General features: G+C 72.5%; 20 protein-coding genes. 8 read left to right on the forward strand and 12 right to left on the reverse strand.

Going from position 1 to position 24,910, the window contains the following annotated elements; translation table 11 throughout:
* Nucleotides 1-16: 16 nt before the first annotated feature.
* Nucleotides 17-1,258: an ROK family protein gene (locus ACIGQF_RS04610; RefSeq protein WP_399705481.1), complete on the reverse strand. Its 1,242-nt coding sequence runs from the start codon at nucleotides 1,256-1,258 to the stop codon at nucleotides 17-19.
* Nucleotides 1,259-1,338: 80 nt separating this feature from the next.
* Here ACIGQF_RS04610 and ACIGQF_RS04615 point away from each other — a divergent pair, with 80 nt between their 5' ends.
* Nucleotides 1,339-1,842 (forward strand): metallophosphoesterase family protein, encoded by a 504-nt coding sequence (locus ACIGQF_RS04615; protein ID WP_399705483.1) that lies wholly within the window; start codon nucleotides 1,339-1,341, stop codon nucleotides 1,840-1,842.
* Nucleotides 1,843-1,985: 143 nt separating this feature from the next.
* The gene (locus ACIGQF_RS04620) at nucleotides 1,986-3,749 is read left to right on the forward strand and encodes a coagulation factor 5/8 type domain-containing protein (protein WP_399705486.1); all 1,764 of its coding nucleotides are present in this window, start codon (nucleotides 1,986-1,988) and stop codon (nucleotides 3,747-3,749) included.
* 36 nt (nucleotides 3,750-3,785) lie between these two features.
* Here the strand turns inward: ACIGQF_RS04620 and ACIGQF_RS04625 are convergent, their stop codons facing one another.
* Nucleotides 3,786-4,013: a DUF6480 family protein gene (locus ACIGQF_RS04625; protein ID WP_361562274.1), complete on the reverse strand. Its 228-nt coding sequence runs from the start codon at nucleotides 4,011-4,013 to the stop codon at nucleotides 3,786-3,788.
* A gap of 225 nt (nucleotides 4,014-4,238) precedes the next feature.
* On the opposite strand from ACIGQF_RS04625, the gene ACIGQF_RS04630 reads away from it, so the two are divergent.
* Nucleotides 4,239-5,861, forward strand: coding sequence for a tannase/feruloyl esterase family alpha/beta hydrolase (locus tag ACIGQF_RS04630; protein WP_399705489.1), 1,623 nt, complete (start codon nucleotides 4,239-4,241; stop codon nucleotides 5,859-5,861).
* 34 nt (nucleotides 5,862-5,895) lie between these two features.
* Here ACIGQF_RS04630 and ACIGQF_RS04635 read toward each other — a convergent pair whose 3' ends face one another.
* On the reverse strand, nucleotides 5,896-7,374 hold the full coding sequence (locus ACIGQF_RS04635) for an FGGY-family carbohydrate kinase (protein WP_399705491.1): 1,479 nt from the start codon (nucleotides 7,372-7,374) through the stop codon (nucleotides 5,896-5,898).
* Between the two features lie 47 nt (nucleotides 7,375-7,421).
* The gene (locus ACIGQF_RS04640; RefSeq protein ID WP_399705493.1) at nucleotides 7,422-8,939 is read right to left on the reverse strand and encodes an MFS transporter; all 1,518 of its coding nucleotides are present in this window, start codon (nucleotides 8,937-8,939) and stop codon (nucleotides 7,422-7,424) included.
* A 383-nt stretch (nucleotides 8,940-9,322) separates the two neighbouring features.
* Between ACIGQF_RS04640 and ACIGQF_RS04645 the strand changes: the two genes are divergently transcribed.
* Nucleotides 9,323-10,078, forward strand: a complete 756-nt coding sequence (locus ACIGQF_RS04645; RefSeq protein ID WP_399705495.1) for a GntR family transcriptional regulator — start codon at nucleotides 9,323-9,325, stop codon at nucleotides 10,076-10,078.
* 144 nt (nucleotides 10,079-10,222) lie between these two features.
* A complete protein-coding gene (locus ACIGQF_RS04650; RefSeq protein ID WP_399705497.1) occupies nucleotides 10,223-11,392 on the forward strand; it encodes an adenosine deaminase in 1,170 nt (389 codons plus the stop codon).
* 85 nt (nucleotides 11,393-11,477) lie between these two features.
* On the opposite strand, the gene ACIGQF_RS04655 is transcribed toward ACIGQF_RS04650, so the two are convergent.
* Entirely contained in the window at nucleotides 11,478-12,371 is an 894-nt protein-coding gene (locus ACIGQF_RS04655; RefSeq protein WP_399705500.1) for a D-alanyl-D-alanine carboxypeptidase family protein, read from the reverse strand.
* A 271-nt stretch (nucleotides 12,372-12,642) separates the two neighbouring features.
* On the opposite strand from ACIGQF_RS04655, the gene ACIGQF_RS04660 reads away from it, so the two are divergent.
* Nucleotides 12,643-12,858 carry a hypothetical protein gene (locus tag ACIGQF_RS04660; RefSeq protein ID WP_234426847.1) on the forward strand — a complete coding sequence of 72 codons (216 nt, stop codon included), beginning with the start codon at nucleotides 12,643-12,645 and terminating at the stop codon, nucleotides 12,856-12,858.
* Between the two features lie 530 nt (nucleotides 12,859-13,388).
* On the opposite strand, the gene ACIGQF_RS04665 is transcribed toward ACIGQF_RS04660, so the two are convergent.
* From ACIGQF_RS04665 to ACIGQF_RS04685, 5 genes are all read right to left on the reverse strand, one after another.
* The gene (locus ACIGQF_RS04665; protein ID WP_399705502.1) at nucleotides 13,389-14,432 is read right to left on the reverse strand and encodes an endo-1,4-beta-xylanase; all 1,044 of its coding nucleotides are present in this window, start codon (nucleotides 14,430-14,432) and stop codon (nucleotides 13,389-13,391) included.
* 65 nt (nucleotides 14,433-14,497) lie between these two features.
* On the reverse strand, nucleotides 14,498-15,406 hold the full coding sequence (locus ACIGQF_RS04670) for an alpha/beta hydrolase family protein (RefSeq protein WP_399705505.1): 909 nt from the start codon (nucleotides 15,404-15,406) through the stop codon (nucleotides 14,498-14,500).
* A 29-nt stretch (nucleotides 15,407-15,435) separates the two neighbouring features.
* Entirely contained in the window at nucleotides 15,436-16,530 is a 1,095-nt protein-coding gene (locus ACIGQF_RS04675; RefSeq protein ID WP_399705508.1) for a non-reducing end alpha-L-arabinofuranosidase family hydrolase, read from the reverse strand.
* Between the two features lie 461 nt (nucleotides 16,531-16,991).
* Nucleotides 16,992-17,120, reverse strand: a complete 129-nt coding sequence (locus tag ACIGQF_RS04680; protein ID WP_399705510.1) for a hypothetical protein — start codon at nucleotides 17,118-17,120, stop codon at nucleotides 16,992-16,994.
* Between the two features lie 621 nt (nucleotides 17,121-17,741).
* Nucleotides 17,742-19,121: a C39 family peptidase gene (locus tag ACIGQF_RS04685; RefSeq protein ID WP_399705513.1), complete on the reverse strand. Its 1,380-nt coding sequence runs from the start codon at nucleotides 19,119-19,121 to the stop codon at nucleotides 17,742-17,744.
* Between the two features lie 145 nt (nucleotides 19,122-19,266).
* Between ACIGQF_RS04685 and ACIGQF_RS04690 the strand changes: the two genes are divergently transcribed.
* Both ACIGQF_RS04690 and ACIGQF_RS04695 read left to right on the forward strand, forming a co-directional pair.
* Nucleotides 19,267-19,944 (forward strand): uridine kinase, encoded by a 678-nt coding sequence (locus tag ACIGQF_RS04690; protein ID WP_399705516.1) that lies wholly within the window; start codon nucleotides 19,267-19,269, stop codon nucleotides 19,942-19,944.
* A 461-nt stretch (nucleotides 19,945-20,405) separates the two neighbouring features.
* Nucleotides 20,406-22,292 (forward strand): AAA family ATPase, encoded by a 1,887-nt coding sequence (locus tag ACIGQF_RS04695; RefSeq protein WP_399705520.1) that lies wholly within the window; start codon nucleotides 20,406-20,408, stop codon nucleotides 22,290-22,292.
* A 67-nt stretch (nucleotides 22,293-22,359) separates the two neighbouring features.
* On the opposite strand, the gene ACIGQF_RS04700 is transcribed toward ACIGQF_RS04695, so the two are convergent.
* On the reverse strand, nucleotides 22,360-23,481 hold the full coding sequence (locus ACIGQF_RS04700) for a hemolysin family protein (RefSeq protein WP_399705523.1): 1,122 nt from the start codon (nucleotides 23,479-23,481) through the stop codon (nucleotides 22,360-22,362).
* Nucleotides 23,478-24,833 (reverse strand): hemolysin family protein, encoded by a 1,356-nt coding sequence (locus tag ACIGQF_RS04705; RefSeq protein WP_399705526.1) that lies wholly within the window; start codon nucleotides 24,831-24,833, stop codon nucleotides 23,478-23,480. The genes ACIGQF_RS04700 and ACIGQF_RS04705 overlap by 4 nt, the downstream gene beginning before the upstream one ends.
* Nucleotides 24,834-24,910 lie beyond the last annotated feature (77 nt).

Raw genomic sequence — 24,910 nt, forward strand, 5'->3', positions numbered from 1 at the left:
AGCGTACGCGGAGGGGCTAGTCCGGCTGCCCCTCCGCGTACGCCACCGGGTCCGCCAGGACCTCCCGTACGACCTGCGCCGCGGCGCCCCGCGCGGCGTCCCCCGAGGAGGACGAGGCGCGCAGCCGCCCGCCGTCCGCGCTCCACAGGCCCGACACCACCCGCCGGGCCAGCTCGGCGTGGGTGGCGGGCGCCAGCCACGGCATGAGCAGCCGGTAGCTGCCGCCGAGCACCACGGCGTCCGGGTCGAAGAGGTTCACCGCGCCCGAGAGCACCAGCCCGAGCCGCCGCCCGGCCTCCTCGATCGCCGCCACCGCACGCGGGTCGCCCTGCCGGGCCCGCCGCTCCAGCTCGCTCACGGCCGGTGCCCCGGCCGCGCCCGGCTCCAGCCCCGCGTTGCGCAGCAGCGCCGCCTGGCCCGCGTACTGCTCCAGGCAGCCGCGCGCCCCGCAGCGGCACTCGGGCCCGTCCGGGTCCACCACCACATGCCCGATCTCGCCCGCGAAGCCGTGCGCCCCGCGCAGCAGTTCGCCGTCCAGTACGAGCGCGCCGCCGACGCCGGTCTCGCCCGTCAGGTACAGGAAGCTGCGCACCCGGTCCAGGCCGCCGAACCACAGCTCGGCGAGGGCCGCGCTGTTCGCCTCGTTGTCCGAGCCGACCGGCAGCGGGCGGGCGCCGGGCCGCAGCCGGGCCAGGGCCTGTGCGAACATCCCCTCGGCCGCCACCCCGTTCCAGCCGAGGTTGGGCGCCTGGCGCACCGTGCCGCCGGAGACCAGGCCCGGTACCGCGAGCCGCACCCCGGCCGGGCGCAGCTCCTGCTCCCCCGCGGACTCCAGGGTGCGCGCGGCGATCCGGGCGGCCCGGTCGATGACCTCTTCGGGGGCCGCGCCCCGGTTGTCGAGGTGGGTGGTCAGCCGGACCCGGTCGGTGCCCGCGAGGTCCACCACGCACACCGAGACGTAGTCGATGTTGATCTCGACGCCGAGCCCGGCAGGGCCGGTGCCCGCGACCTTCAGCACGGTGCCGGGGCGCCCCGCCTGGCCGCTGAAGGTCTTGCCCGACTCGACCAGGAAACCGCCGGCCATGAGCTGCTCGACCAGCGAGGACACCGCCGCGCGCGTCAGTCCCACGCGCGCCGCCACCGCCGCGCGGGTGACCTCGCCCTCGTCGTGCACCACCCGCAGCACCAGGCTGAGGTTGTGCCGCCGCACGGTGGACCTGTCCGCCTTCGCCGCCGGCGGCACCTGAGTGTTCTTCATCGCCCGGTGAGCCTATGCGACCGGGCAGCGGAGCGGACCACGTGTACCGTGGCGAGCCCGTACGCCAGGGAGGCCGCCCGGTGCGTCTGCTGCTGACCGCCGACACCCATCTGCCCAAGCGCGCCAAGGTCCTGCCGGACCCGCTCCTCGCGGAGATCGCGCGCGCGGACGCCGTGCTGCACGCCGGCGACTGGGTGGACACCGCCACGCTGGATCTGCTGGAGGCGCGGGCCCGCCGGGTCATCGGCGTGTACGGCAACAACGACGGGCCGGAGCTGCGGGCGCGGCTGCCGGAGGTGGCACGCGCCGAACTGGGCGGGCTGCGCTTCGGTGTCGTGCATGAAACGGGCGCCGCGCAGAGCCGCGAGCGTCGCTGCGCCGAGCGCTTCCCGGACCTGGACGTGCTGGTCTTCGGCCACAGCCACATCCCCTGGGACACCGTCGCACCGGGCGGCCTGCGGCTGCTCAACCCCGGCTCCCCGACGGACCGCCGCCGCCAGCCGTACTGCACGTACCTCACCCTGACGGCAGCGGACGGCGAGCTGAGCGACGTGGAGCTGCACCGGCTGCCGCCGCGCCGCTGAAACTCCGCCTCCAACCAACGAAAAGTACAGTCCATTTGGTCCGTACCTCTTGACGGTATGTCGCCATGCGATGAACATGCGTCGGGCAAGAGAGCGCTCCCAGGAAATCCCCACCGTTCATTTCCTGAACAAGGAGAGACGCCATGCCCGCACGCCGCACCGTCCTGGCCGCCATGGCAGCAGCCGTCCCCGCGGCCGGCCTCCCGGCCCTCGCCACCCCCGCCGCCGCGGCCCCCGCCGCGCCCGGCAGGCCCGCCGCACTCCCCGGCGGCGGCGACCTCGGCCCGAACGTCATCGTCTTCGACCCCGGCACCCCGAACATCCAGGGCAAGCTGGACGAGATCTTCCGGCAGCAGGAGAGAGCCCAGTTCGGCAGCACCAGATACGCGCTGCTGTTCAAGCCCGGTACGTACCACGGCCTCAACGCCCAGCTCGGCTTCTACACCTCCATCGCGGGGCTCGGCCTCTCCCCCGACGACACGTCCATCAACGGCGATGTCACCGTGGACGCGGGCTGGTTCAACGGCAACGCCACGCAGAACTTCTGGCGATCCGCTGAGAACCTCGCCCTCACCCCGGTCAACGGCACCAACCGCTGGGCGGTCGCGCAGGCAGCGCCGTTCCGGCGGATGCACATCCGCGGCGGGCTGAACCTCGCACCCGACGGCTACGGCTGGGCCAGCGGCGGCTACATCGCCGACAGCCGCATCGACGGCACGGTGGGCCCGTACTCGCAGCAGCAGTGGTACACCCGCGACAGCTCGGTGGGCGGCTGGACCAACGCGGTGTGGAACATGGTCTTCTCCGGCGTCGAGGGCGCCCCGGCGCAGAGCTTCCCCGAGCCGCCGTACACCACTTTGAACACCACTCCCATCTCCCGCGAGAAGCCCTTCCTCTACCTGGACGGCAGCGCGTACCGGGTCTTCCTCCCCGAGAAGCGCACGAACGCCCGCGGCACCACCTGGGGCAACGGGACCCCGCGCGGCACCTCCCTGCCGCTGGACCAGTTCTACGTCGCCAAGCCCGGCGTCACCGCCGCCACCCTGAACACGGCCCTCGACCAGGGCCTCCACCTGCTCTTCACGCCCGGCATCTACCACGTCGACCGGGCCATCGAGGTCAAGCGCGCCAACACCGTGGTGCTCGGCCTCGGTTACGCGACGATCATCCCGGACAACGGCGCGACGGCCGTGAAGGTCGCCGACGTCGACGGCGTACGGCTGGCCGGCTTCCTGATCGACGCGGGCACCACCAACTCCGCCACCCTCCTGGAGGTCGGCCCCACCGGCGCGTCCGCCGACCACTCCGCCAACCCGACCACCGTCCAGGACGTCTTCATCCGGATCGGCGGCGCGGGCGCGGGCAAGGCCACCGTCAGCATGGTGATCAACAGCCGGCACACGATCGTCGACCACACCTGGGTCTGGCGCGCCGACCACGGCGACGGCGTCGGCTGGGAGACCAACCGCGCCGACTACGGCGTCCGCGTCAACGGCGCCGACGTCCTCGCGACCGGCCTGTTCGTCGAGCACTTCAACAAGTACGACGTGGAGTGGCGCGGCGAACGCGGCCGCACCATCTTCTTCCAGAACGAGAAGGCGTACGACGCGCCGAACCAGGCAGCCATCCAGAACGGCAGCGTCAAGGGCTTCGCCGCGTACAAGGTCGCCGACTCGGTCACCACGCACGAGGGCTGGGGCCTGGGCAGCTACTGCTACTACAACGTGGACCCGACGATCCGCCAGGACCACGGCTTCGCGGCGCCCCGCACGTCCGGGGTGAGGTTCCACGACCTGCTCGTGGTCTCGCTCAGCGGCCACGGCCAGTTCGAGCACGTCATCAACGACACCGGTGCCGCCACCTCGGGCACGGACACCGTGCCGTCGAAGGTGGTCTCCTACCCCTGAGGCGCCCGGGGGCGCCCCCCACCGCCCCCGGCAGGCTCACAGCATGATCGCGTAGGCGAGGAAGAAGACCGCGCAGAGCACGACCACGATGCCGATCGCGATCAGCGGCCCCTTGCCCCAGCCCTTGGCCGGGTTGTACGTCTCCTGCGGGCCCGCCCAGGGCGTGCTGCCCTCGGCGGGCGGGGTCTCGCCCGGCGGCACGCCACCGCCGGGCTCCAGCCCCGGCGTGCGCCGCGGGTCCGGGTCCGGATTCTGCTCGGTCATACGAACGCCTCTCCTGTTCACGGCGCGGGGCACGCAACATCTACCACGGTGCCGCCGTGGCGCCGGGGTACCGGCGCGTGCTCAGCGCGGCGCCCCGCCGGGTGGCGGAACCCCCGGTGCCCACAGGATCCGGCGCGCCGCCGTGGGGCCCGTTCACATAGCCGCGGAGCGGGACCGCGCGCAGGATCCGGTGCGGTGATGTAGGGCGGGTTCCCGGAGGTGCGCATGCGACACGTTCTTCCCTGGACGGCGGCAGGGCTGCTCCTGCTGCTCGGCACCCTGCCGGCGCCCCCGGCGCACGGCGCGGCCCCCGCGGACTGCGCGGGCCTCCGGGGCACCGCCGTCCCGGCCGCCGCCATCGGACTGCCCACCAGGGGCGGCGAGGTGACGGCCGCCCAGGAGGTGCCCGGCACCCCGGCCCTCGGCGCGTACTGCCGCGTGGAACTGGCCGTGCGCCCGGTGGACCGGGCGGCGCCGGACATCACCGTACGGATCAGCCTGCCGGCCGGCTGGAACCACAAGGCGGTGATGTTCGGCGGCGGGGGCTACGACGGCGCCGTGCCGGACGTCGCGGGCAACGTGCCGTTCGGCCCGGCCGGCGGCCCCACCCCGCTGGCGCGCGGATACGCCACCTTCGCGAGCGACTCCGGCCACCGCTCGCAGGCCGCCGACCCCTCCCTCGACGGCTCGTTCGCCCGCAACGACGAGGCGCTGCGCAACTTCGCGGGCGATGCGCTCAAGAAGACCCGCGACGCGGCGCTGTACGTCATCGGGAAGCGGTACGGCGACGGGCCGCCCCGGCACGCCTACTTCGCCGGCGGCTCGACCGGCGGGCGCGAGGCGCTGGCCGTCGCGCAGCGGTGGCCGCGCGACTTCGACGGCGTGATCTCCGCCTACCCGGCCTGGAACGCGGCGAGCCTGGACCTGTTCTTCGGATACGAGGCACAGGTCCTCGCGCGCCCCGGCGCGTTCCTGAACCAGACGGAGCAACGCCTGCTGTACGACCGGGTGCTGGCGGCCTGCGACGGCGACGACGGACTCCGCGACGGCGTGATCTCGGACGAGGCGGGCTGCCGGTTCGACCCGCGCGTGCTGCGCTGCCGGGGCGGCGCCGACCGCGGCGACACCTGCCTCTCGGACCCGCAGATCCGCGCCGTGCGCACGCTCTCCTCGCGCTTCACCTGGCCCTACCGCATCGCGAGCGGCGAACGGAGCTACCCGGGCTTCCCCTTCCTCTCCGGGGCCGACATGACGACCCCGCGGCTGGGCATGGGCACCACGGCACCGGCCGACCCGATGCCGACGACCAGCGGATACGGCGTGCGCTTCTGGGACCAGTGGGTGAAGCACTTCGTCACCCGCGACCCGGCGGCCGGCGCGCTGTCGGTCGACCCACGCCGGCCGGGCCCCTGGCGGGACCGCATCAGCGCGCTGTCGGCCCTCCAGGACGTCAACGATCCGGACCTGCGGCCCTTCGCGGCGGCCGGCGGGCGGCTGCTGCTCCTGCACGGCACCGCCGACGAACTGGTCAGCCACCGCTCGACCGTGGAGTACGCCGAGCGGATGCGGAAGGTCATGGGAAAGGGGGCGGCGGACGCGTTCGCGCGCTTCTACCTGGTGCCCGGCGCCAACCACGCCAACGTCGACGCCGCCTTCGCCGCGGGCTGGGACTCGCTCGGCGCCCTCGACACCTGGGTGGAGCGCGGCACCGCACCCGTGCACCCGGTGGTCGCCGACAACTCCCCTGCCGGGCACGGCCGTACGCGTCCGCTCTGCGCCTACCCCGGCTGGCCGCGGTACACCGGCGGCGCCCCCGGCCGCGCGGACAGCTTCCGGTGCGTCCGCTGACCCCGGCGGCCGGGAGCCGTCGCCGGTGCTCCGGTCAGCGGCTCCGGCGGGCGGCGAGGGCGTGGACCACGTCCGCCGTCGCCGGATAGAGGTCGCGGTACAGCCCGTACAGCTCGGCGTACTCGGCGGCGGCCGCCGGGTCGGGTACGACCGTCTCCCGTACCGGGTTCCAGTCGTCGGCCGTGACGTCGCCGAGGAGCTGGGCGGCGAGCAGGGCGCCGCCGTAGCTCGCGCCGATGGAGGTGGTGCGCACCTCCTGCGCGCGGCCGGTGACGTCGGAGACGATCTGCGTCCAGAGCCCGCCCCGGGTGCCGCCGCCCACCGCGACGACCCGCCGGATGTCGCCGCCGACCGCCTCGATGGCCTCGATGTTGTGCCGGACGCCGAACGCGGTGGCCTCCAGCGCCGCGCGGTAGAGGTCGCCGCGGGTGTGGGAGAGGGTGAGGCCCGCGATGACGCCGCGGGCCTGCGGGTCCATGACCGGGGTCCGTTCGCCCGCGAAGTACGGCAGCATCAGCAGGCCGTTCGCCCCGGTGCCGGACGCCTCGGCCTCCCGCAGCAGATCGGCGTAGTCGGGCGCGCCGGTCAGGTCGCGCAGCCAGGCGGTGACCGCGCCGGAGGTGGCCATGCCGCCGGCGAGGGTGCGGGTGCCGGGCAGCGCGCCGACGGTGCTCCACAGGGCGGGCGCGGTGAGCAGGCCCGGCACGGTGTGGACGAGGAACATCGTGGTGCCGTACATCAGCATCAGGTCGCCGACGGAGTGCGCGCCGACGCTCAGGGCCTCGGCCCAGGCGTCGACCGTGCCGGTGATGACGGGGATGCCGGCCGGCAGGCCGGTCAGCCGGGCGGCCTCCGCGGTGACGGTGCCGGCGGCCTCGCCGGACCAGCGCAGCGGCGGGAGTTCCAGGTCCGGGCAGATCAGCTCCGTCCACGGCGCGTACCAGTCGCGGGCGACGGTGTCGTAGAGCGGGGTGGCCTGGCTCGCGGAGTGGTGGTCCAGGACGTAGGCGCCGGTGAGCTTGCGGACCAGCCAGGAGCTGGGCATGTAGAGGCGGCGGGCGCGGGCGAACACCGCCGGTTCCTCGTCCGCGACCCAGGCGATCTTCGCCCCGGCGGCCTGGCTGCTGAGCCCCGAGCCGCAGCGGGCCCGGATCTCCTCGGCGCCCAACCGGTCTTCCAGCCGGGTGATCTGCTCGGTGGCGCGGGTGTCGACGCCGTAGAGGATCGCGGGCCGCAGCGGCACGTCGTCGGCGTCGGTGAGCAGGACGCACGGGCCCATGCCACTGACGCCGACGGCGCCGACCTCGGGCCCGCCGTCCGCGGTCAGTTCGCGGACGAGCGAGCCGAACTCCTCCCACCAGACGGCGGCGTCCATCTCGACGTGTCCCGGGGCCGGCCGGTCGACGGCGTGCTCGCGGACTGCCGAGCGGAGCAGTGTGCCGTCCGGCCCGACCAGGACGCCCTTGCTGCTGGAGGTGCCGATGTCGACACCGATCACTGCGTGAGGAACCATGCGCACACGTTCGCAGAGTCCGCGGGCGCCGGCCGGGCCCGGGGCCGTCAGAGGTGGACGGCGGGCACGCGCTCCGCGTCGCGGGCCCCTTCTCCCGCGTCCGCCGGGACCGCCTTGATCGCGAGGGCCGTCACCATGGCGAGGGCCAGCAGGGCGAGGGCGGCCTCGAACGCGCCGGTGTACGCGGCGGAGCCGGTCGCCCCGCCGGTGCTCGCCGCGGTGATCAGCCCGGAGGCGAGGGCGGTGCCGAGGGAGGCGCCGATGCCGAAGCAGGCGCCGGTCAGTCCGGTGAGCGCGCCCTGCTGGTCCTTGGGCGCGGAGACGACCGCGAAGCCGTTGAGCGCGGTGATGCTGAGGCCGTTGTACGTCAGGCCCAGTACGGCGAGCGCGGCGAAGAGCGCCCAGGGCTGCTCCCTGAAGGGCACGGCGACGGCGAAGGCCAGCAGCGACCCGGCCGAGCCGACGAGCGCGACGCGGCGCCAGCCGACGCGCGGCCCGAAGTAGCCCGCGAGCGGGGCGCCGATCACGCCGATCGCCGCGGCGGGCGTCGCGTACAGCAGTGCCGAGCGGGTCGCGGAGAGACCGTAACCGGCCTGCGGGTCCTGCGTGAAGAGCGGGATCGTCAGGGCGAGGGCGCCGAACGCACCGGCGAGGGTGAGAGTCACCGTCAGCAGCAGCGGCCAGGCCCGGCGCGAAGCGAGCAGCCGGATGTCGATGACGGCGGTGGTGGTGCGGGCGGCCGCACCGGTGGCCGGGCCGGCTGCCGTACCGGGGTCCGTGCCGCCGCCGGCCGAGCGGGTCCGCTGGACCAGGACGAAGGCGGTCAGCGCGGCCAGGCCGCCGAGTACGCAGCCGAGCGTGGCCGCCGAGGTCCAGCCCCAGCCGGCGCCCTGCGCCAGGCCGACGAGCACGCCGGACAGTCCCAGCGCGAGCAGCGCCGCGCCCAGCCAGTCCATGGCCCCCTCCGCCTTCGGCGCCACGGCCGGTACGTACCGGGCCACGGCCGCCGTGCCCACGACCGACAGCAGCAGGCCGCCGAGGAAGATCGCGCGGAAGCCCACCGTGTCGGCGAGCCGGCCGCCGACGATGGCGTCCACCCCCGCGAAGCCGCCGTTGACGGCGCTGATGATGCCGGCGGCGCGGCCGAAGGCGGCGGGCGGGAGCAGGTCGTTGAGGGTCAGGAAGGAGAGCGAGAACATCGCGGCCGACACACCCTGAAGGACGCGCCCGGCGAGGTAGACGGAGATGTCGGGCGCCAGGGCGCAGGCGAGGTTGCCGAGGATGAGCAGCGCGCCGCACAGCAGCATGATCGGCTTGCGGCCGCGGTAGTCGCTGAGCCGCGCCATCGTGACCTGCCCGACGGCGGCGAGCAGGAAGAACAGCGTCTGCGACAGGCCGACCAGGCTGCTGCTGGTGTCCAGCCGGCGGGCGACGTCGGGCAGCGCCGGGCTGAGCATCGTCGCGTTGATCTGGTACCCGAGTACGGCCAGCACCAGCGATGGCAGCAGGAAGCGCGGGGTGGCGGGCGGCGCGGTGGCCACGCGCTCGCGGCTCCGGAAGGGCATGACGGCTCCTGGGGCTGAGGGGAGAGGCGGCGGGCGGACGCGTCGCACGGTCGCGGCCGGGTCACGGCCCGCTGCACCGGGCGCCCGTCCCGCACGGAGGGCGTCAGCGACGCTCGTGCGCGTCACGTGGCATCGGCGACGCTCGTTCGGCATCACTTGTCAGACAGGAACGCGTCGTGCGCTCTGGTCTACCCCGCGCCCCGGAGGGTGTCAAGAGTTCACCTGAAGATCACCGACAGCGCACCCGGACCCCACCGACCCTCCCTTCGGGCTGCGTACGCCCCGTTCCCGCGATGCGAAACTGGGGGCCGCGCGCTGCCGCGAGCGCGCGGCCGGCCCCCCTCGCGGGGGCGACGTCGGACCGCGGCCCCAGGGAGATGAACATGGCCGGCAGACAGCCCGCACCGCCTCAACGGCGGCCGGTCGTCGTGCTGTACGAGCGCCTGATCGAGGCCATCCGGGACGGCACCTACCCGCCGGGCTCCACCCTGCCGACCGAGCCGCGGCTCGCCGCCGAGCTGGGCGTCAGCCGCCCCGCACTGCGCGAGGCGCTGATCCTGCTGCAGGAGGACGGCGCGATCACCGTACGGCGCGGGGTGGGCCGTACGGTCAGCCCGCACCTGCCGCCGCGCGGCTTCGAGCACCTCAAGCCGGTGGAGCAGCTGGTCAGCGAGGGCCGGCAGGTGCGGACCTCGGCGCTGGCCCGCGCCCACGAGGAGCCGACCGACTTCTCCACCCAGCACCTGCTGCTGCCGGGCACCAGCCGGGTGCGCTTCTGGGAGAGCCTGATCGAGGTCGGCGGGCTGCCGGCCTGCCTGACCCAGGAGTGGGCGGCCCGCGACGAGACGCTGGATGAGCTGCTGCCGGACGCGGCGGCCGCGTTCGACGGGCCTGCCTCGGCCACCTCGTCCATGCTGGGGATACTCCTGGAGGCCGGCCGCGAGCTGCCGCTGACGGGCAGCAGCAGCATCGTGGCGACCACGCTCGGCCGCCAGCGCGGCGAACAGCTCGGCCGCCCGGCGGACTCCCCCGCCGTCCTGGTCACCCAGGTCGTACGGCTGGACCGCACCCCGCTGCTCGCGGCCAAGCACATGCTGCCCGCGGGGGCACCGGCGCTTCCCGTGTGGCAGGCGCGCTGACAGGGCCCTTCCCGGCGTCCCGGGTGCGGTGCCGACCGGTCGTCGATGAGACGCGGTCGCGCAGTCACCGACGAGACGTGATCGTCGGCTCGTCGATGAGACGCGGTCGCCCGCACCCGGAGCGCCGTGTCATACTCCGGCCCCATGACGCTGTCTGACAAGTACACTGACGCTCCGCACTCCCCCACGCACCCCCTCGCCGAGGACCTCGTCCGCCGGGCCCCCAAGGTGCTGCTCCACGACCACCTCGACGGCGGCCTGCGCCCGCGCACCGTCGTGGAACTGGCCCAGGAGGCCGGCTACGACGCGCTGCCCACCACCGACCCCGCCGCGCTGGGCGAGTGGTTCCGCGACGCCGCCGACTCCGGCTCGCTGGAGCGCTACCTGGAGACCTTCGCGCACACCTGCGCCGTGATGCAGACCGCCCCCGCGCTGTTCCGCATCGCCGCCGAGTGCGCCGAGGACCTGGCCGCCGACGGCGTGGTCTACGCCGAGGTGCGCTTCGCCCCCGAACAGCACCTCGCCGCGGGGCTCACCCTGGACGAGGTCGTCGACGCGGTGAACGCCGGCTTCCGCGAGGGCGAGCGCCGGGCCGCCGCCGACGGCCGCCGGATCCGCGTCGGCACGCTGCTGTGCGCCATGCGGCACGCCGACCGCGCGCTGGAGATCGCCGAACTCGCCGTCGCCCACCGCGACAGCGGCGTGGCCGGCTTCGACATCGCGGGCGGCGAGATCGGCAACCCGGCGAGCCGGCACGCCGCTGCCTTCGACCACCTCCGCAGCGAGGGCGCCCGGGTGACCGTGCACGCCGGTGAAGCCGTCGGCATGGAGTCCATCCAGGAGGCGGTGCTGCGCTGCGGCGCCCACCGCATCGGCCATGGCGTCCGCATCACCGACGACATCGAGATCGCCGCCGACGGTTCGGTACGCCTCGGCCGGCTCGCCTCCTACGTACGCGACATGCGGATAGCCCTGGAGGTCTGCCCCACCTCCAACCTGCAGACCGGCGCCGCGGCGAGCTACCCCGGCCACCCGATCGACCTGCTCCGCCGGCTCGGCTTCCGCGTCTGCCTCAACACCGACAACCGTCTGGTGAGCGGCACCACCATGACCCAGGAGTTCCAGCACCTGGCCACCGCTTTCGGCTACGGCCCGGCGGAGCTGGAGGAGTTCACGGTCAACGCGGCGAAGGCGGCCTTCCTGCCCTTCGACGAGCGTACCGCCCTCATCAACGAGGTCATCCGCCCCGGCTACGCCCATCTGCGCTCCCGCGCCCTGGGCCACGTCCCGGTGCGCGGCGCGGCGGCGGCCTGACCGGGCCGCTCACGCACGAGGCCGGGCCGGCCGGGAAATACTCCCGTCCGACCCGGCCCCGCGTACTGCCACCGCGTTCCCGCGGCTACTTCTTGAACCCGTAATCCATCAGCTTCTTCGCGTCGGCGGTGCGGTTGGCCACCGAGGTGGACGCGAGGACGGTGCCGATGACGGTCTTGCCGCTGCGGGTGGCGGCGAAGACCAGGCAGTACTTGGCCTCAGGGCCCGAACCGGTCTTGACGCCGATGGTGCCCGAGTAACTGCTGAGCAGGTTGTTGGTGTTGCTCCACGACATGTAGCGGTAGCCGCCGCTCTTCGTCGTGACCTTCTGCTTCGTGGACTTCGTCTTCACGACCGTACGGAACGTGGAGTACTTCATCGCACTGCTGGCCAGCTTCGTCAGGTCACGCGGCGTCGAGTAGTTCGCACCCTTCCCGATGCCGTCGAACGAGTCGAAGTGGGTGTTCTTCAGCCCGAGGCTCTTGGCCGTGGTGTTCATCTTGCCGATGAAGGACTTCACACGCGCGGACCGCGTGGATCCCGTGCCGAACTTGTCGGCCAGGGCATAGGCGGCGTCGCAGCCGGACGGCAGCATCAGCCCGTACAGCAGCTGGCGAACGGTGACCTTGTCGCCGACGATCAGCTTGGCCGAGGAGGCCCAGTTGTTGTCGACGATGTAGTCGCTGTACGCCTTCTGGATCGTGACCTTCGAATCCAGGTTCAGGTTCGCCTGCGCGAGCACCACCCGGGCGGTCATGATCTTGGTGGTGGACCCGGTGGAAAGCCGGGAGTCGGCGGCCTTGGTGAAGAGGCTCTTCCCCGTGCCGTTGTTCATCACGAACCCGCCCTTGGCGGTGATCGTGGGCGCCTTGGGCGTGGCGGCCTGCGCCGGGGCGGCGAACGCCCCGGCGGCCAGCACCGCTCCCGCGGTCACCAGGACCGCGGACGCACGACGCGTGCCATTGATGCCAATGTTCAAGTCGAGTACTCCATTACCCTGCCGTGCGGTCACATGAGAGTGCCGCTCACTCTTGAGACGCACGAATCGCAGCAATGGATGCGCTCCCCCGTCCGCCTCACCCTTCGCACACCAGTCGGTCAACCGGTGACACGGGAGAACGGATGTGACGGAGGTTGACGGAGGTGGTCGTGGCCGATTGCGAGCGGCCCGCCGGACAAGGCAGGGTTACGCCATGTCCTACGTGCGGCTTGAAGCCTGGATCGGGGGTGCATGGCTCGAGGTGAACTGCGTGAGCGTCACCGTCATGGACTCTGCGCTCACCCTGTCCTTCGAACGCCAGCGAACCGAGTCCGGCTACCAGGAGCTCATCTGGCAGCCCCTGGAGAAATTCCTCAAGGAGTACCGCGACGAACCCCTCGTCGTCGTCCCCCGGGGCCAGGACCTGCCGGCCATGTACGGCCCCGGCGCCGCAGGCCCCTTCCGCCTGACCAAGATCACCGACTGACCCCGGACCGCCCGCACGTAGGGCCGCACGGACACCCCGTACGGCCCTACGCCTCCCTGCACCCGCCACCGCGCCACCACCGCTGACCTGCACGGCCGTAAGGTGGGCGAACGCCCCGGCTACAGGTTCCGTTCTTTCGGACGGCTCCCCGCGATGCCCGACGGTCCGGTGCGCTGCACTGCGGTTGCATGGCGGAGCCCCCCGGCGGCGAGGCACCGGTCACCGCATCGGTGACCGCCCTCCGGCAACCTGCGAAAGCTGCGGACCTCCTACGACATGGCGGGCGACGCCATCGCCGCCTACTGGCCGAAACTCGAACGTGCCCAGTCCCTGGCCGGAGGCCGCCGTGGTCCTGCTCGGCCACGGGCTGCTGCGCGACCCGCCCTTCGCCCGGCACGCGGTGTGGGAGCCGGATGGCGACGTGCACATGCCGGACCAGAACCTCCGCTCCGCCCGACGCTGTGCACGCATGCAGGTCACGCCTGCAGGTGCGGAGACCCGGCAGGACGGCCGCCGGGCCTCCGCCGGCTTCAGCTCGCGGCGCTGTTCAGCGCCGCGAGGACCGCACCGTACGCCTCCTTCTTCTGGTAGTTGCTGTTGAAGGGCAGCGGGGTTTCCTGGGCGCGCCAGGAGTACTTGTCGGTGACGCCCCACACGGTGATGCCATTGCACCGGGCGATGGCCACGCATGCCTGAGTGACCTGCCGGTACACATTGGCCTGTGCCGAGCCGGACCCCCCGACGTCGAGTTCGGTGATCTGCACGTGCACGCCGAGGTCGGCGAAGCGTTGGAGGTTCTGCCGGTAGGTGCTGAGGTCGGAGTTCGAGGAGAGGTGGCTCTGGAAGCCGACGCAGTCGAGCGGTACGCCACGGGCGCGGAAGTCCTTGACCATCCGGTAGATGGCGTCGCTCTTGGCGTTGATGCCGTCAGTGCCGTAGTCGTTGTAGCAGAGCTTGGCCTTGGGGTCGGCTGCTTTCGCGGTGCGGAAGGCGTCCTCGATCCAGCCGTTGCCGAGCTGCTGCTGGAGGTTGGACTGGCGGCGGCTGCCGTCCCATTCGAACGCCTCGTTGACCACGTCCCAGGAGTCGATCTTGCCCGCGTAGTGGCCGGCGACCTTGGTGATGTGGTTGCGCATCGCCTGGCGCAGGGCGTCGCCGGTCAGTCCCTGGACCCAGCCGGGCTGCTGGGCATGCCAGACCAGGGCGTGGCCGCGTACGAACTTGCCGCGCTGCTTGGCATAGGCGACGAGTTCGTCGCCACCGCTGAAGTTGAACTGACCCGGGCTGGGCTCGGTGGCATCCCACTTCATCGCGTTCTCGGCGACGACGCTGGAGAACTCCCGGTTGAGCGTGGATTCATAGTCCGTCTCGCCGAGGCGGGGGGCGACCGCGGCGCCGAAGTACCGGCCGCTCTGGGCGGCCGCACCGCCGAGGGTATCGGCGGCCTGAGCGGTGGGCGAGAACGCCAGGACTGCCGTTGCCGCCAGGGCGCCGGTCGCTGCGGCGGTGATCGTCGACCGGGTGCGTCGTGAGGCGCGTCGCGGGGCGCGCCTTCTGGAAGATCTGTCGGTCATAGCGGGTCCCTCTCTGGTGGGGGTGGGTGTCCGTGCAGGGCATGTCCTCGTACGGCCGCCGGCCGTCAGGCCAGAGCGGATTCCCAGCGGGTTCCGTCGCCGGTGGCGTCGGCGGGTAGCCGGTCGCGGGCGGCGGTGTCGTCGTACAGGCGCCAGCGGAACCAGTCCACGAGGGTGTTCTGGGTCCGGTCGAAGGCGGGGAACCCCGGGTTCAGGTACGCGGCGTGGTCCGCGCCGACGTGGGTGAGGAACGCCTTGGGCGCGGGCAGTTCCGCGTACGCCCGTCGGGCCAGGGCGTAGTCGCAGGTCGGGTCCTGGTCGCCGTGGATGAACAGCACGCCTGCACGGACTGAGGCCGCGGGGTCGCCCATGTCCACGCAGGCGACCGGGACGGCGGCGACGATGCGGTCGTCGGGCCATGCGGTCACCAGGCCGTGGGTGGTCATGCCGCCCATGGAGTGCCCGGAGACGCCGACGCCGGCCGCTGTGTCGATGCGTCCGGCGAAGGGACCGCCCGTGGCGTCGTTGAGCGCCAGGGTCCGGGTGATGACCTCGGAGACGTCCTTCGACCATTCGCCTCCGTAGACGGAGCCGAGGTTGGTGTTGTCGGAGAACGAGGGGGCGGGGCAGATGAAGCCGGCGGAGGCTATCGCATGGGTCTGCGAGGCGTAGGAGTCGGAGTTGCCGCCCATGCCGTGGCTCCACTCGGCGACGGGGAACACACCGTCGGCGAGCGGGGCGTTGGGAACGGGGGCGCCGCCGGGAGTGCCGGGGGTGGGGTAGAAGACCTTGGTGAACAGTGAGCGGGCACCTCGGCTCCAGTTGAACTGGCGCACTCCGACGGCGAACTCCCGGGCGGGCGCCGCCGGGCCGGCGCCGTAGGCACGGTGCAATCCGGAGCCGAGCAGAGGGGTGCTCAGGCCGACTGTCGCGGCCGCGGACAGGCCGAGGAAGGTGCGTCGTCTTAACGACATGCGTGACTCCTCGTGGGGGTGAGGGGGTCTCAGCAGGCGGAGCCGGTTTGTGTGGCCAGGCCGAGCCGGTAGGGCAACTGCGAGTACTCACCGCCGGAGTTGGGGTCCCTGCCCTGGTAGAGAAGCCGGAGGTGGCAGGGGTCGATGGTCATGGTCTGGTCGTTGCCGGCGCGGATCAGCTCGCCGTGGCTGATGTCCTTCGTCCAGGCCCCGCCCGGGAAGGTGACATTGGTGGAGCGGGCGAAGGGGTTGGCTTCGGTGGCGGCGAGGGGCTGCCACGTGCCGGTCAGGCCCTTGGCGGTGTAGGAGCGGTAGTAGCGGTTGCCGTCGGAACCGATGGCCTCCCACATCAGCAGGTAGGTGTCGGTGCCCTTGACGCGGTAGACCGCGCCTCCTTCGAACAGCGCGAAGCGGGAGTCCTGGAGCACGATCTTGGTGTTGCCGAAGCCGTTGGGGAAGTTGGCGACGGTGGTCTCGGACCGGTACACGTGTCCGTTGTCGTCCGCGGAGAACAGGTAGCACTTCGCGTCGTCGCAGATCACGTAGAAGTCGAGCCAGTTGCCGTTGCCGATGTTCTGCCGGACGACGTCGGGCATGCTGTTCATCAAGTTCTTCGGCGCCGACCAGCTGGTCGGGTCGTTGATGTTCTTGGTGGTGGAGTACGACGGCAGCCCGGTCTGGTAGACGAGGTACCACTCGTCCTTGGGGGCGAAGTAGAAGGCGTGCGGGGCAGCGCGGTAGCCGGGGCCGATGGCGGAGGCTGTCTCCAGGTGGGTCTGCTTCGCGCCGGCGGCCTGGGACCAGTCGGAGAAGCTGGTCTGGGCCAGGCTCCAGTCACCGGAGCCGCGCGCAGCGGTGGTCATGAAGACGTGCCATCTGCCGTTCTTGTCCTGGACCACCGACGGGTCCTTGACGGCGACCGAGTTGCTGCCGTCCGGCTGCGGCGAGATCAGCGGCCCCGTGGAAGACCACCGAAAGCTGCTCGGCAGGCCCTGCTGGAGGGTGCCCGCCGGCGTCGCTCCCTCGGCGGGCACGGCGAAGAACGCCGTGAACAGGGCGATGAGCAGGGCCACATAGGCGCGGCGGCGACAGGGGCGGGGGCGGAGACGATGCGGTAAGAGCATGGGCAACTCCTCGTGACTCGACCGATGGACTCGCCTCACGACATCTGGTGCGCCCGGCCGCACGAGGACCGTGGCTGCTGAGTCGGGGGAGCCTCACCGGATCAGGAAATGGGGGGTGGAGCGCATGCGGTGGAGCGGGCGGATTCGGCCGCCTGTACAGCTCAGACTGGTCTCGTCCGACGCACGGCCGATATACCGAACAACAGCCGGACCTCCGGACGTAGGAATGATGAGGCGCTTGACGGTGCCCGGTCAATGCTCTGCCCGCAAAAGTTTCCATCCCCGCTTCGCGAAAGTTTCGACACCTGTGATGAACGGGCGACCGAGAGGGCAACAGGGCGCACCTGGGACGCACGGACACCCTCGCGCTCCATTCGCCGGCGGGACCGCCCGCTCTGCGGCGGGGCCGCGCTCCGGCGGACCACCAGTTCCAAGGCGCTCTCCAGGCCGAGCTGCGGAACTCACTCCCCGCGGCCGCACGCGAGGGCCAACTCGATGGCGGCCGCCGCCATTTCGCACGACGGCTGCCGCACCGTCGTCAGCGGCGGATCGGCCCAGACCGCGACCAGCGTGTCGCCGAAGCCGACCACGCGCAGGTCCTGGGGGCACGCAGCCCGGCCTCGCGCTCCGTGGCCCGTCCCCTCCGACGGAGATCTCCAGTCCCACGGTGGAGACCTTCGGAGCGACGTGCCCGCCATCACCCTTGGGCAGTTCGGTGTCGATGTCCTTCCACTGCCCGCCTGCACGGGTGCGCACCGGCCGCAGATACTGACGCGCCTCAAGCTTCCCCTCGGCAGTCGCGAAGACGTCCGACGCCTCACCTCGCAGCGAGGTGACTTCCACACTGTGTCCGGTGCGCTTGGCCTGCTCCAGCGCGGCGTCCTCGGTGGTGGCCTGCTTCTCGTCAGAGTCGTCAGCGCTCGGAACGGCCGCACTCGCCGTTGGCTTGGGTGCTGCCCACGCGGGGGCAGGTGCCAGCTCAGGTAACAGAGTGACCGTCAGCAGCCCTCCGAGCCCGGCGGCCAGATGCCGCGGGCTGGAACATGCGAGCGATCAATCATCTGCCACTAGACCCGCGAATCTGACCGTTCCTCACAGACACGACAAAAAACACGGCTCGCCCAGCCAACCGATGAGCCGCCGCAAGCGCGCAACACGCCCCAGTACCTCACCGGTCGGCCAAGGTCACGACGATTTGGTTCCCGCGTCAGTCACGGGCAGATCCCCAGTTCCCGCAGCGCGCGGGTCTGGGTGGGGGTGGGCCTGGCCGGGAAGTAGAGGTAGCAGACGCCGCCGGTGCCGGACTTCACGGCGCCGCTCGCGTCCTTGCGCTTGGTGCGGAGCCAAATAACCTCCCACTGGCGGCGCTTGTAGATATGGCGGACGGCGACGTTGGAGGGGGAGGCGGGGTCGTTGGCGATGATGTCGCCGGACTGCGTGAAGCCGATGACCGTCATCAGGTGGCCCGACGTGCCGTAACCCGCGCCGTCCAGTTCCGAGGCGATGAAGGACTGGGAGGTGATGACGGGGATGCCGACGTGGATGAGCTTCTCGATGTCGGTGAGGGAGTGCAGGCGCGTCACCACGCCCTGGAGGTTGTCGTACGTCGCGGCGTAGGCGGCGTTGAAGGGCCAGTTGCCGCAGCCTTCGTACTGGTAGTCGAAGGTGTAGCGGGCGGCGTGGCAGACCTGGGGGTCGGCGTAGGACGGGTTGACCCATGCCAGGTCGTCGGGGCTGGGGCGGCGGCCCCAGGATTCGATGATCATCTGGGACGAGGTCGGGCTGCACCACGCCTCTCCCCCGTTGTCGTACTCGGGGTACTGGCCCTTGTGGATTTCCTGGGAGTAGCGCGGGACCGCGAGCTCCCGGCCTCGCGCGATGCCCGGCTTTGAGGCGGGGACGGTGTAGCGGTCGGGGATGTCGGACCCCATGGCGCCCACCCGCCACACCGTGGGCGTGAGGTCCGTACCGGGCTTGCGGTAGAGCGTGACGCGCAGTTCGTACGAGACGATGCGGAGGCCGCTCGCCGGGGAGTCCACCGAGAGGGTGTCGGTGTAGACCGTGCTCTTGTCGTCGGTCTGGTCGTCCACGGACGTACGGCGGATGTCCTGGTCGCCCGCGGCCCAGCGGCCCATGACGTACCACGGGGTGCGGGACTTGTCCGAGTACATGCCGCGCACCTCGACGGCGATCCAGGTGCCGGCGGGGGTGTGCGCGTTCCAGGACGCGATGATCTCGGTGGCGGGGACCCTGAGCTTGTGGGCCGGGGAGGTCCAGGTGGCGTACTCCCACGTCGAGGTCTTGTTCAGGTGCGGGTCGCGGTAGTCGATGGTGCCGATCGGGACCGCGATCTGCACGCCGGGCCGGGCGCCGGGCTCGATGCGGGTGCCCTGCCCCGAGCCTGCGAGCCAGTCGGCCACTCCGGTCCAGCCGTGGTAGTCCACGAGGGGGCCGGCGGCGGGGTGCGCGGCGCCGTGCGGGTCGGGCGTTCCGGAGCGGCCGGCGGCGAAGGCGGGCAGGGGGGTCGCGGCGCCGGCGGCGACGGCGAGGGCGGCGGCCAGCACGGTGCGGCGGGGAGCGTATCTGGTCATGGGCGTCAGGTCCCCCAGTCGGGTGCGGGATGAGCGTCACGGCAGTCGTGGCTCAACTATCACCGCACCGTCGCGGTTCGGCCAGCGGTTCGACGCGCGTCGCGCGACGAAATATTGGTGTGGACCAGTGTCGTACGCTGGTCCGATGGAAGGTGCCGCCGATCTCTCCCTCGCCGCCCTCGCCGCGCGTCTGCGCGCCCTGCCCCCTTCGTGCGGTCCGGTGCGGCTGGTGGCCGTGGACGGGCACGCGGGGTCGGGCAAGAGCACGTTCGCGGGACGGCTGGCGGCGACGCTCGGAGCGGCAGCGGCGGGGGAAGCGGTAGCGGCCGGGGAATCGGCCTCGGCCGGGGCAGCGGCGGAAGCAGGGCAGGTCACGGCGGCGGCTCCCGTCATCCACCTCGACGACCTCGCGACGCACGACGAGCTCTTCGGCTGGGATGAGCGGCTGCGGGAACAGGTGATCGAGCCGTTCTCCGCGGGGCGGACCGCGCGGTACGGGGTGTACGACTGGGTGCACCGCCGCTTCGCGCGGGAGCGCACGCTGGCGCCCGCCCCGGTGGTGCTCCTGGAAGGCGTCGGCGCCGGCCGCCGCGCGCTCCGGCCGCACCTGGCGTGCCTGCTGTGGATGGAGCTGCCCGACGAGACCGCCTGGTCACGGGGGCGGCGGCGGGACGGGCCGGAGCTCACCGGGTTTTGGGATGGCTGGATTCCGGCGGAGCGCGCGCACTTCGCGGTCGATCCTTCCCGCCCCCACGCCGACCTGTTGGTGACACAGGGGCAGGTGGGGTACGAGTGGCTTGCGGGGCCGGTGGACGCGCGTTGACTCCCCCATTCCTTCACACTCCGTGACGGGCGGGGGCCGGTGTACCGAGGAGGGCCGACAGGCTCCCGCCGAGTGCCCCAACTCGGCTTGACCTGGGGGCCGTACAGGACTTACGTTCTCAATGTGCGGTTCTGACGGACCGCCCACAGACGCGAAGCCCCCGGTTGTTCCCCCGTGATCGGGGGCTTCGTTCTGTCCTCATCCCCCGAATCACGCGCTTCGCGCCGCTTCTCCCTCACCCTCGGTCACCGGCCCCTTCGCGCCGCCGAGTCCCAGCTTCCCCGCTGCGCCCTCTTCGGCAGGCGTCCGCACCGCAGGTACGATGCCAGTTCGTGCCACCCGAGGACACGAACCGACGGGCGCGCGACGGCGTGCAGATCCCGTCCACAGCACGCTGCTTCGATCACGCCGCTGCCGGGTAGCCACCTGGCGGGCGCGGGGGATCTTTTGTGGGGGACAGGATGGATTGTGGCGCGCAGGGCACGGCGGCCCCGGCCGAACTCGCCTGGCTGCGCGCGGTGGACGCGTACACCATGGGCGCGTACGCGCAGGCCGAGGAGGAGTTCCGGGCCGCGGTACGCATCGACCCCTCGATGGCGGACGCCTGGCTCGGACTGCACGCGCTGCGCGCGGACACCACCACGGCACTGCTGCGCATGTACCGGCACCGCGACCGCTTCGGCGAGCAGCGCGCCCGCCACCGCCGCACCCTGAACTCCTGGTACTGGCTGGGCTGGTGGGTGCAGCCGGTGCTGGAGACCGGCCGCGACCTGCTCCTCGCGCACGCCTCGCACTGGCTGGACGGCCGGCACGTCGCCGAGCTGGACCAGGCGCTGGCCGGCTGCCCGCCGGTCGACACCGATCCGCAGGTGCGGTTCCTGCACGCCTGCCGCGCGTATCTGGTCAAGGACTGGGAGCAGCTCGTACGGCACACCGAGCCGCTGATCGACGACCCGCTGCTGGGCATCGAGTCGGGGCTGTTCGGGGGCATGGCGCGGGTCCGGCTGGAGATGTACGGCCAGGCCGAACCACTGCTGTCGGCCGCGCTGATGCGGTGCCGCAGCGAGCAGCCGCAGCGCAAGGAGCTGCGGTACTGGCTGGCGCGGGCGCACGAGGGCACGGGCCGCAGCGCCGCGGCGCTCCCCCTGTATCGCGCCGTCCACCGCGTGGATCCGGCCTTCATGGACACCGCGGCCCGGCTCGCGGCCATCGCCGAGTGCGACGGGCTGGAGGAGGGCGCCGACCTGGCCACCGTCCCGGCCGGGCTCGGCCAGGAGAACGGCGCGGACCTCGACCCGCTGGCGCCGCTGGACCCGGTGGACGGCCGGGAGCTGCTGGCAACGGCCGATCCGGACGGGCCGGACGACAGTGACCTCCTCGGCACGCCGGCCGCCGGCGCCCCGGGCCCGGCCCGCGTCAAGGGCGTACCGGAGCAGCGCACCGCCGATCAGTTGCCGGCCGGTCCCGCCGATCCCGTCCTGCTGGAGCAGGCGCTCCAGGAGCTGGAGCGGATGGTGGGCCTGGAGCCGGTGAAGCGGCAGGTGCGGGCGCTGTCGGCGCAGCTGCGGATGGCGCGGCTGCGGGCCGGGCAGGGGCTGCCCGTCCAGCCGCCCAAGCGGCACTTCGTCTTCTCGGGCCCGTCCGGGACCGGCAAGACGACCGTGGCACGGATACTCGGGCGGGTCTTCTACGCGCTGGGGCTGCTCGGCGGCGACCATCTCGTGGAGGCCCAACGCGCCGATCTGGTGGGCGAGTTCCTCGGCCAGACGGCGGTGAAGGCGAACGAACTGATCGATTCGGCGCTGGGCGGTGTGCTCTTCGTCGACGAGGCGTACTCCCTCTCCAACTCCGGTTACACCAAGGGCGACGCGTACGGCGACGAAGCGCTCCAGGTGCTGCTGAAGCGCGCGGAGGACAACCGAGACCGGCTGGTGGTGATCCTCGCCGGGTATCCGGAGGGCATGGACCGGCTGCTGGCCGCGAACCCCGGGCTCTCCTCGCGGTTCACCACCCGGGTGGACTTCCCCAGCTACCGGCCGCTGGAGCTGACCGCCATCGGCGAGGTGCTGGCGGCCGACAACGGCGACCGCTGGGACGAGGAGTCGCTGGACGAGCTGCGCAGCATCGCCGGACACGTCGTGGACCAGGGCTGGATCGACGAGCTGGGCAACGGCCGCTTCCTGCGCACGCTGTACGAGAAGAGCTGCGCGTACCGGGACCTGCGGCTGTCGACGTGGTCGGGCACGCCGTCCCGCGAGGACCTCTCGACGCTGCGGCTGCCGGATCTGATGCAGGCGTACGGCGAGGTGCTGTCGGGGCGCGGGCCTGCGCCGGACCCGGGAGCGTGACCGGGGCCTGAACGCGGGGCGGGCGCGGCTGTGACAGCCACGCCCGCCCGTCGTCCGATGCGAGCCGTCAGCCCGCCATCGCCCGCTCCCCCGGCTGCACCTCTTCGGTCCGCAGGTCGCCGGCGCCGCGCGGCCCGGCGATGCGGGCGGGCTCAGCCGTATCGCGGTGGGCGGGGTCGCGGACCTCACCGACCAGCTTCTCCAGCACGTCCTCCAGGGCGACCAGGCCGAGCACCCGGCCCGCGCCGTCGGAGACCGCCGCGAGGTGCGAGGCGGCCCGGCGCATCGCCGTCAGCGCGTCGTCCAGCGGGAATTCGGCGCGCAGCGTGGTCATCGGGTGCCAGATGTGCTGCGGCACCGCACGGTCCCGCTCCTCCAGGTCCAGTACGTCCTTGACGTGCAGATAGCCCATGTAGGCGCCGCCCGGCGCGCACACCGGGAAGCGGGAGAAGCCCGTCTTCACGGTCAGCTCCTCGACCTGCCGGGGGGTGACGGACGGGGCGACGGTGACCAGGGCCGCGCGGTCGATCAGTACCTCGGTGACCGGGCGGCGGCCCAACTCCAGCGCGTCGGAGAGGCGTTCCTGCTCCCCCGGGTCCAGCAGCCCGGCCTGCCCCGCGTCGGCCACGAGGTGGGTGAGCTGCTCGGTGGTGAAGACCGCCTCGACCTCGTCCTTGGGCTCCACGCGGAAGAGCCGCAGGATGCCGCGGGCGCACGCGCCCAGCAGGGCGGTGACCGGGCGGCACATCCGGGCGAAGACGACCAGGCCCGGGCTGAACCAGAGGGCGGTCTTCTCGGGCGCGGCCATCGCGAGGTTCTTCGGCACCATCTCGCCGATCACCAGGTGGAGGAAGACCACCAGGGCGAGGGCTATGGCGTAGCCCAGCGGGTGGATCAGCGCCTCGGGGAGGTGCACGGCGTGGAAGAGCGGCTCCAGCAGCCGGGCCACGGTGGGCTCGGCGACCGCGCCCAGTGTGAGCGAGCAGACGGTGATGCCGAACTGCGCGGCGGCCATCATCTGCGGCAGGTTCTCCAGGCCGTACAGCACCCGCCTGGCCCGCTTGGAGCCTTCGGAGGCGAGCGGCTCGATCTGGCTGCGGCGTACGGAGACCAGTGCGAACTCCGCGCCGACGAAGAAGCCGTTGGCGAGGACGAGGAGGGCGGCGGCGAACAGCTGCAGTGCGCTCATCGGACACCTGCCCGCTCGCCGGCCTGCGCGGCGACGGCGGTCGGCGCCGGCCCCGTACGTATCAGGCGCACCCGGTCGGCGCGGTGGTGCGCGACCAGCCGCACCCGCAGCCGCCAGCCGTCCAGCTCGGCGATGTCCCCGGAGGCGGGGATCCGGCCGAGGGTGTGGGCGACCAGACCGGCCACGGTCTCGTACGGGCCGTCCGGAGCGGCCAGCCCGATCCTGCGGAGGGTGTCGACGCGGCAGCCGCCGTCGGCGTCCCAGGCGGGATGGCCGTCCTCGGCGGGCGCGAGCACCAGTTCCGGCAGGTCCGCGTGGTCGTGCTCGTCGCGGACCTCTCCGACCAGCTCCTCGATGATGTCCTCCAGGGTCACCACGCCGGCCGTGCCGCCGTACTCGTCGACGACCACGGCGATCGGCTGTTCGCTGCGCAGCCGCTCCAGCAGCGGCTGCACCGGCAGGCTCTCCGGCACCAGCAGCGGCGCGACCGTTATCCGGCCGACGGGGGTGCGCAGGCGCTCCTCGGCGGGCACGGCGAGCGCGTCCTTGAGGTGGACCATGCCGACGACCTCGTCGATCCGGGTGTGGTAGACGGGGAAGCGGGACAGGCCGGTGGCGCGGGTGAGGTTCAGGACGTCCTCGGCGGTCGCGGAGGACTGGAGCGCGGAGACCCGCACCCGCGGGGTCATCACGTTCTCCGCGCTCAGCTCCCCGAGCGAGAGGGTCCGGACGAACAGGTCGGCGGTGTCCTGCTCGATGGCGCCGGCCTGCGCGGAGTGCCGGGCCAGCGACACCAGTTCGCCGGGGGTACGGGCCGAGGCCAGCTCGTCGGTGGGCTCCACGCCCATGGCCCGCACGAGGCGGTTGGCCACGGTGTTGAGCAGCGCGATGACCGGGCGGAAGAAGCGCGAGAAGGCGTTCTGCGGCCCGGCGACGAAGCGCGCGACCGTGAGCGGCTTGGAGACCGCCCAGTTCTTCGGGACCAGCTCGCCGATGACCATCTGGACGGCGGAGGCCAGCAGCATGCCGATGACGACGGCGATGCCGGGCACCGCGCCGGCGGGCAGCCCGGTCGCCGCGAGCGGCCCGCCGAGCAGGTCGGCGAGGGCGGGCTCGGCGAGCATGCCGACCACCAGGGAGGTGATGGTGATGCCCAGCTGGGTGCCGGAGAGCTGGAAGGAGAGCTCGCGCAGCGCGGTGACGACCGTACGGGCGCGGCGGTCACCGGCGTCGGCAGCCCGTTCGGCGGCCGCCTTCTCGACGGTGACGAGGCCGAACTCGGCGGCCACGAAGAAGCCGTTGGCCAGGATCAGCACGAAGGCCGCGGCGAGCAACAGCAGCGGAACTGTCATGCCGCCGCCTCCGTGGTGCTCAGGACAGCCGCGGTGCGCGGGCGCTGTCCGGGAGGGGCGGCGCAGGTACTACAGGA

Origin of the sequence: Streptomyces sp. NPDC053560, from assembly GCF_044544605.1 — a bacterium.
Lineage (GTDB): Bacteria > Actinomycetota > Actinomycetes > Streptomycetales > Streptomycetaceae > Streptomyces.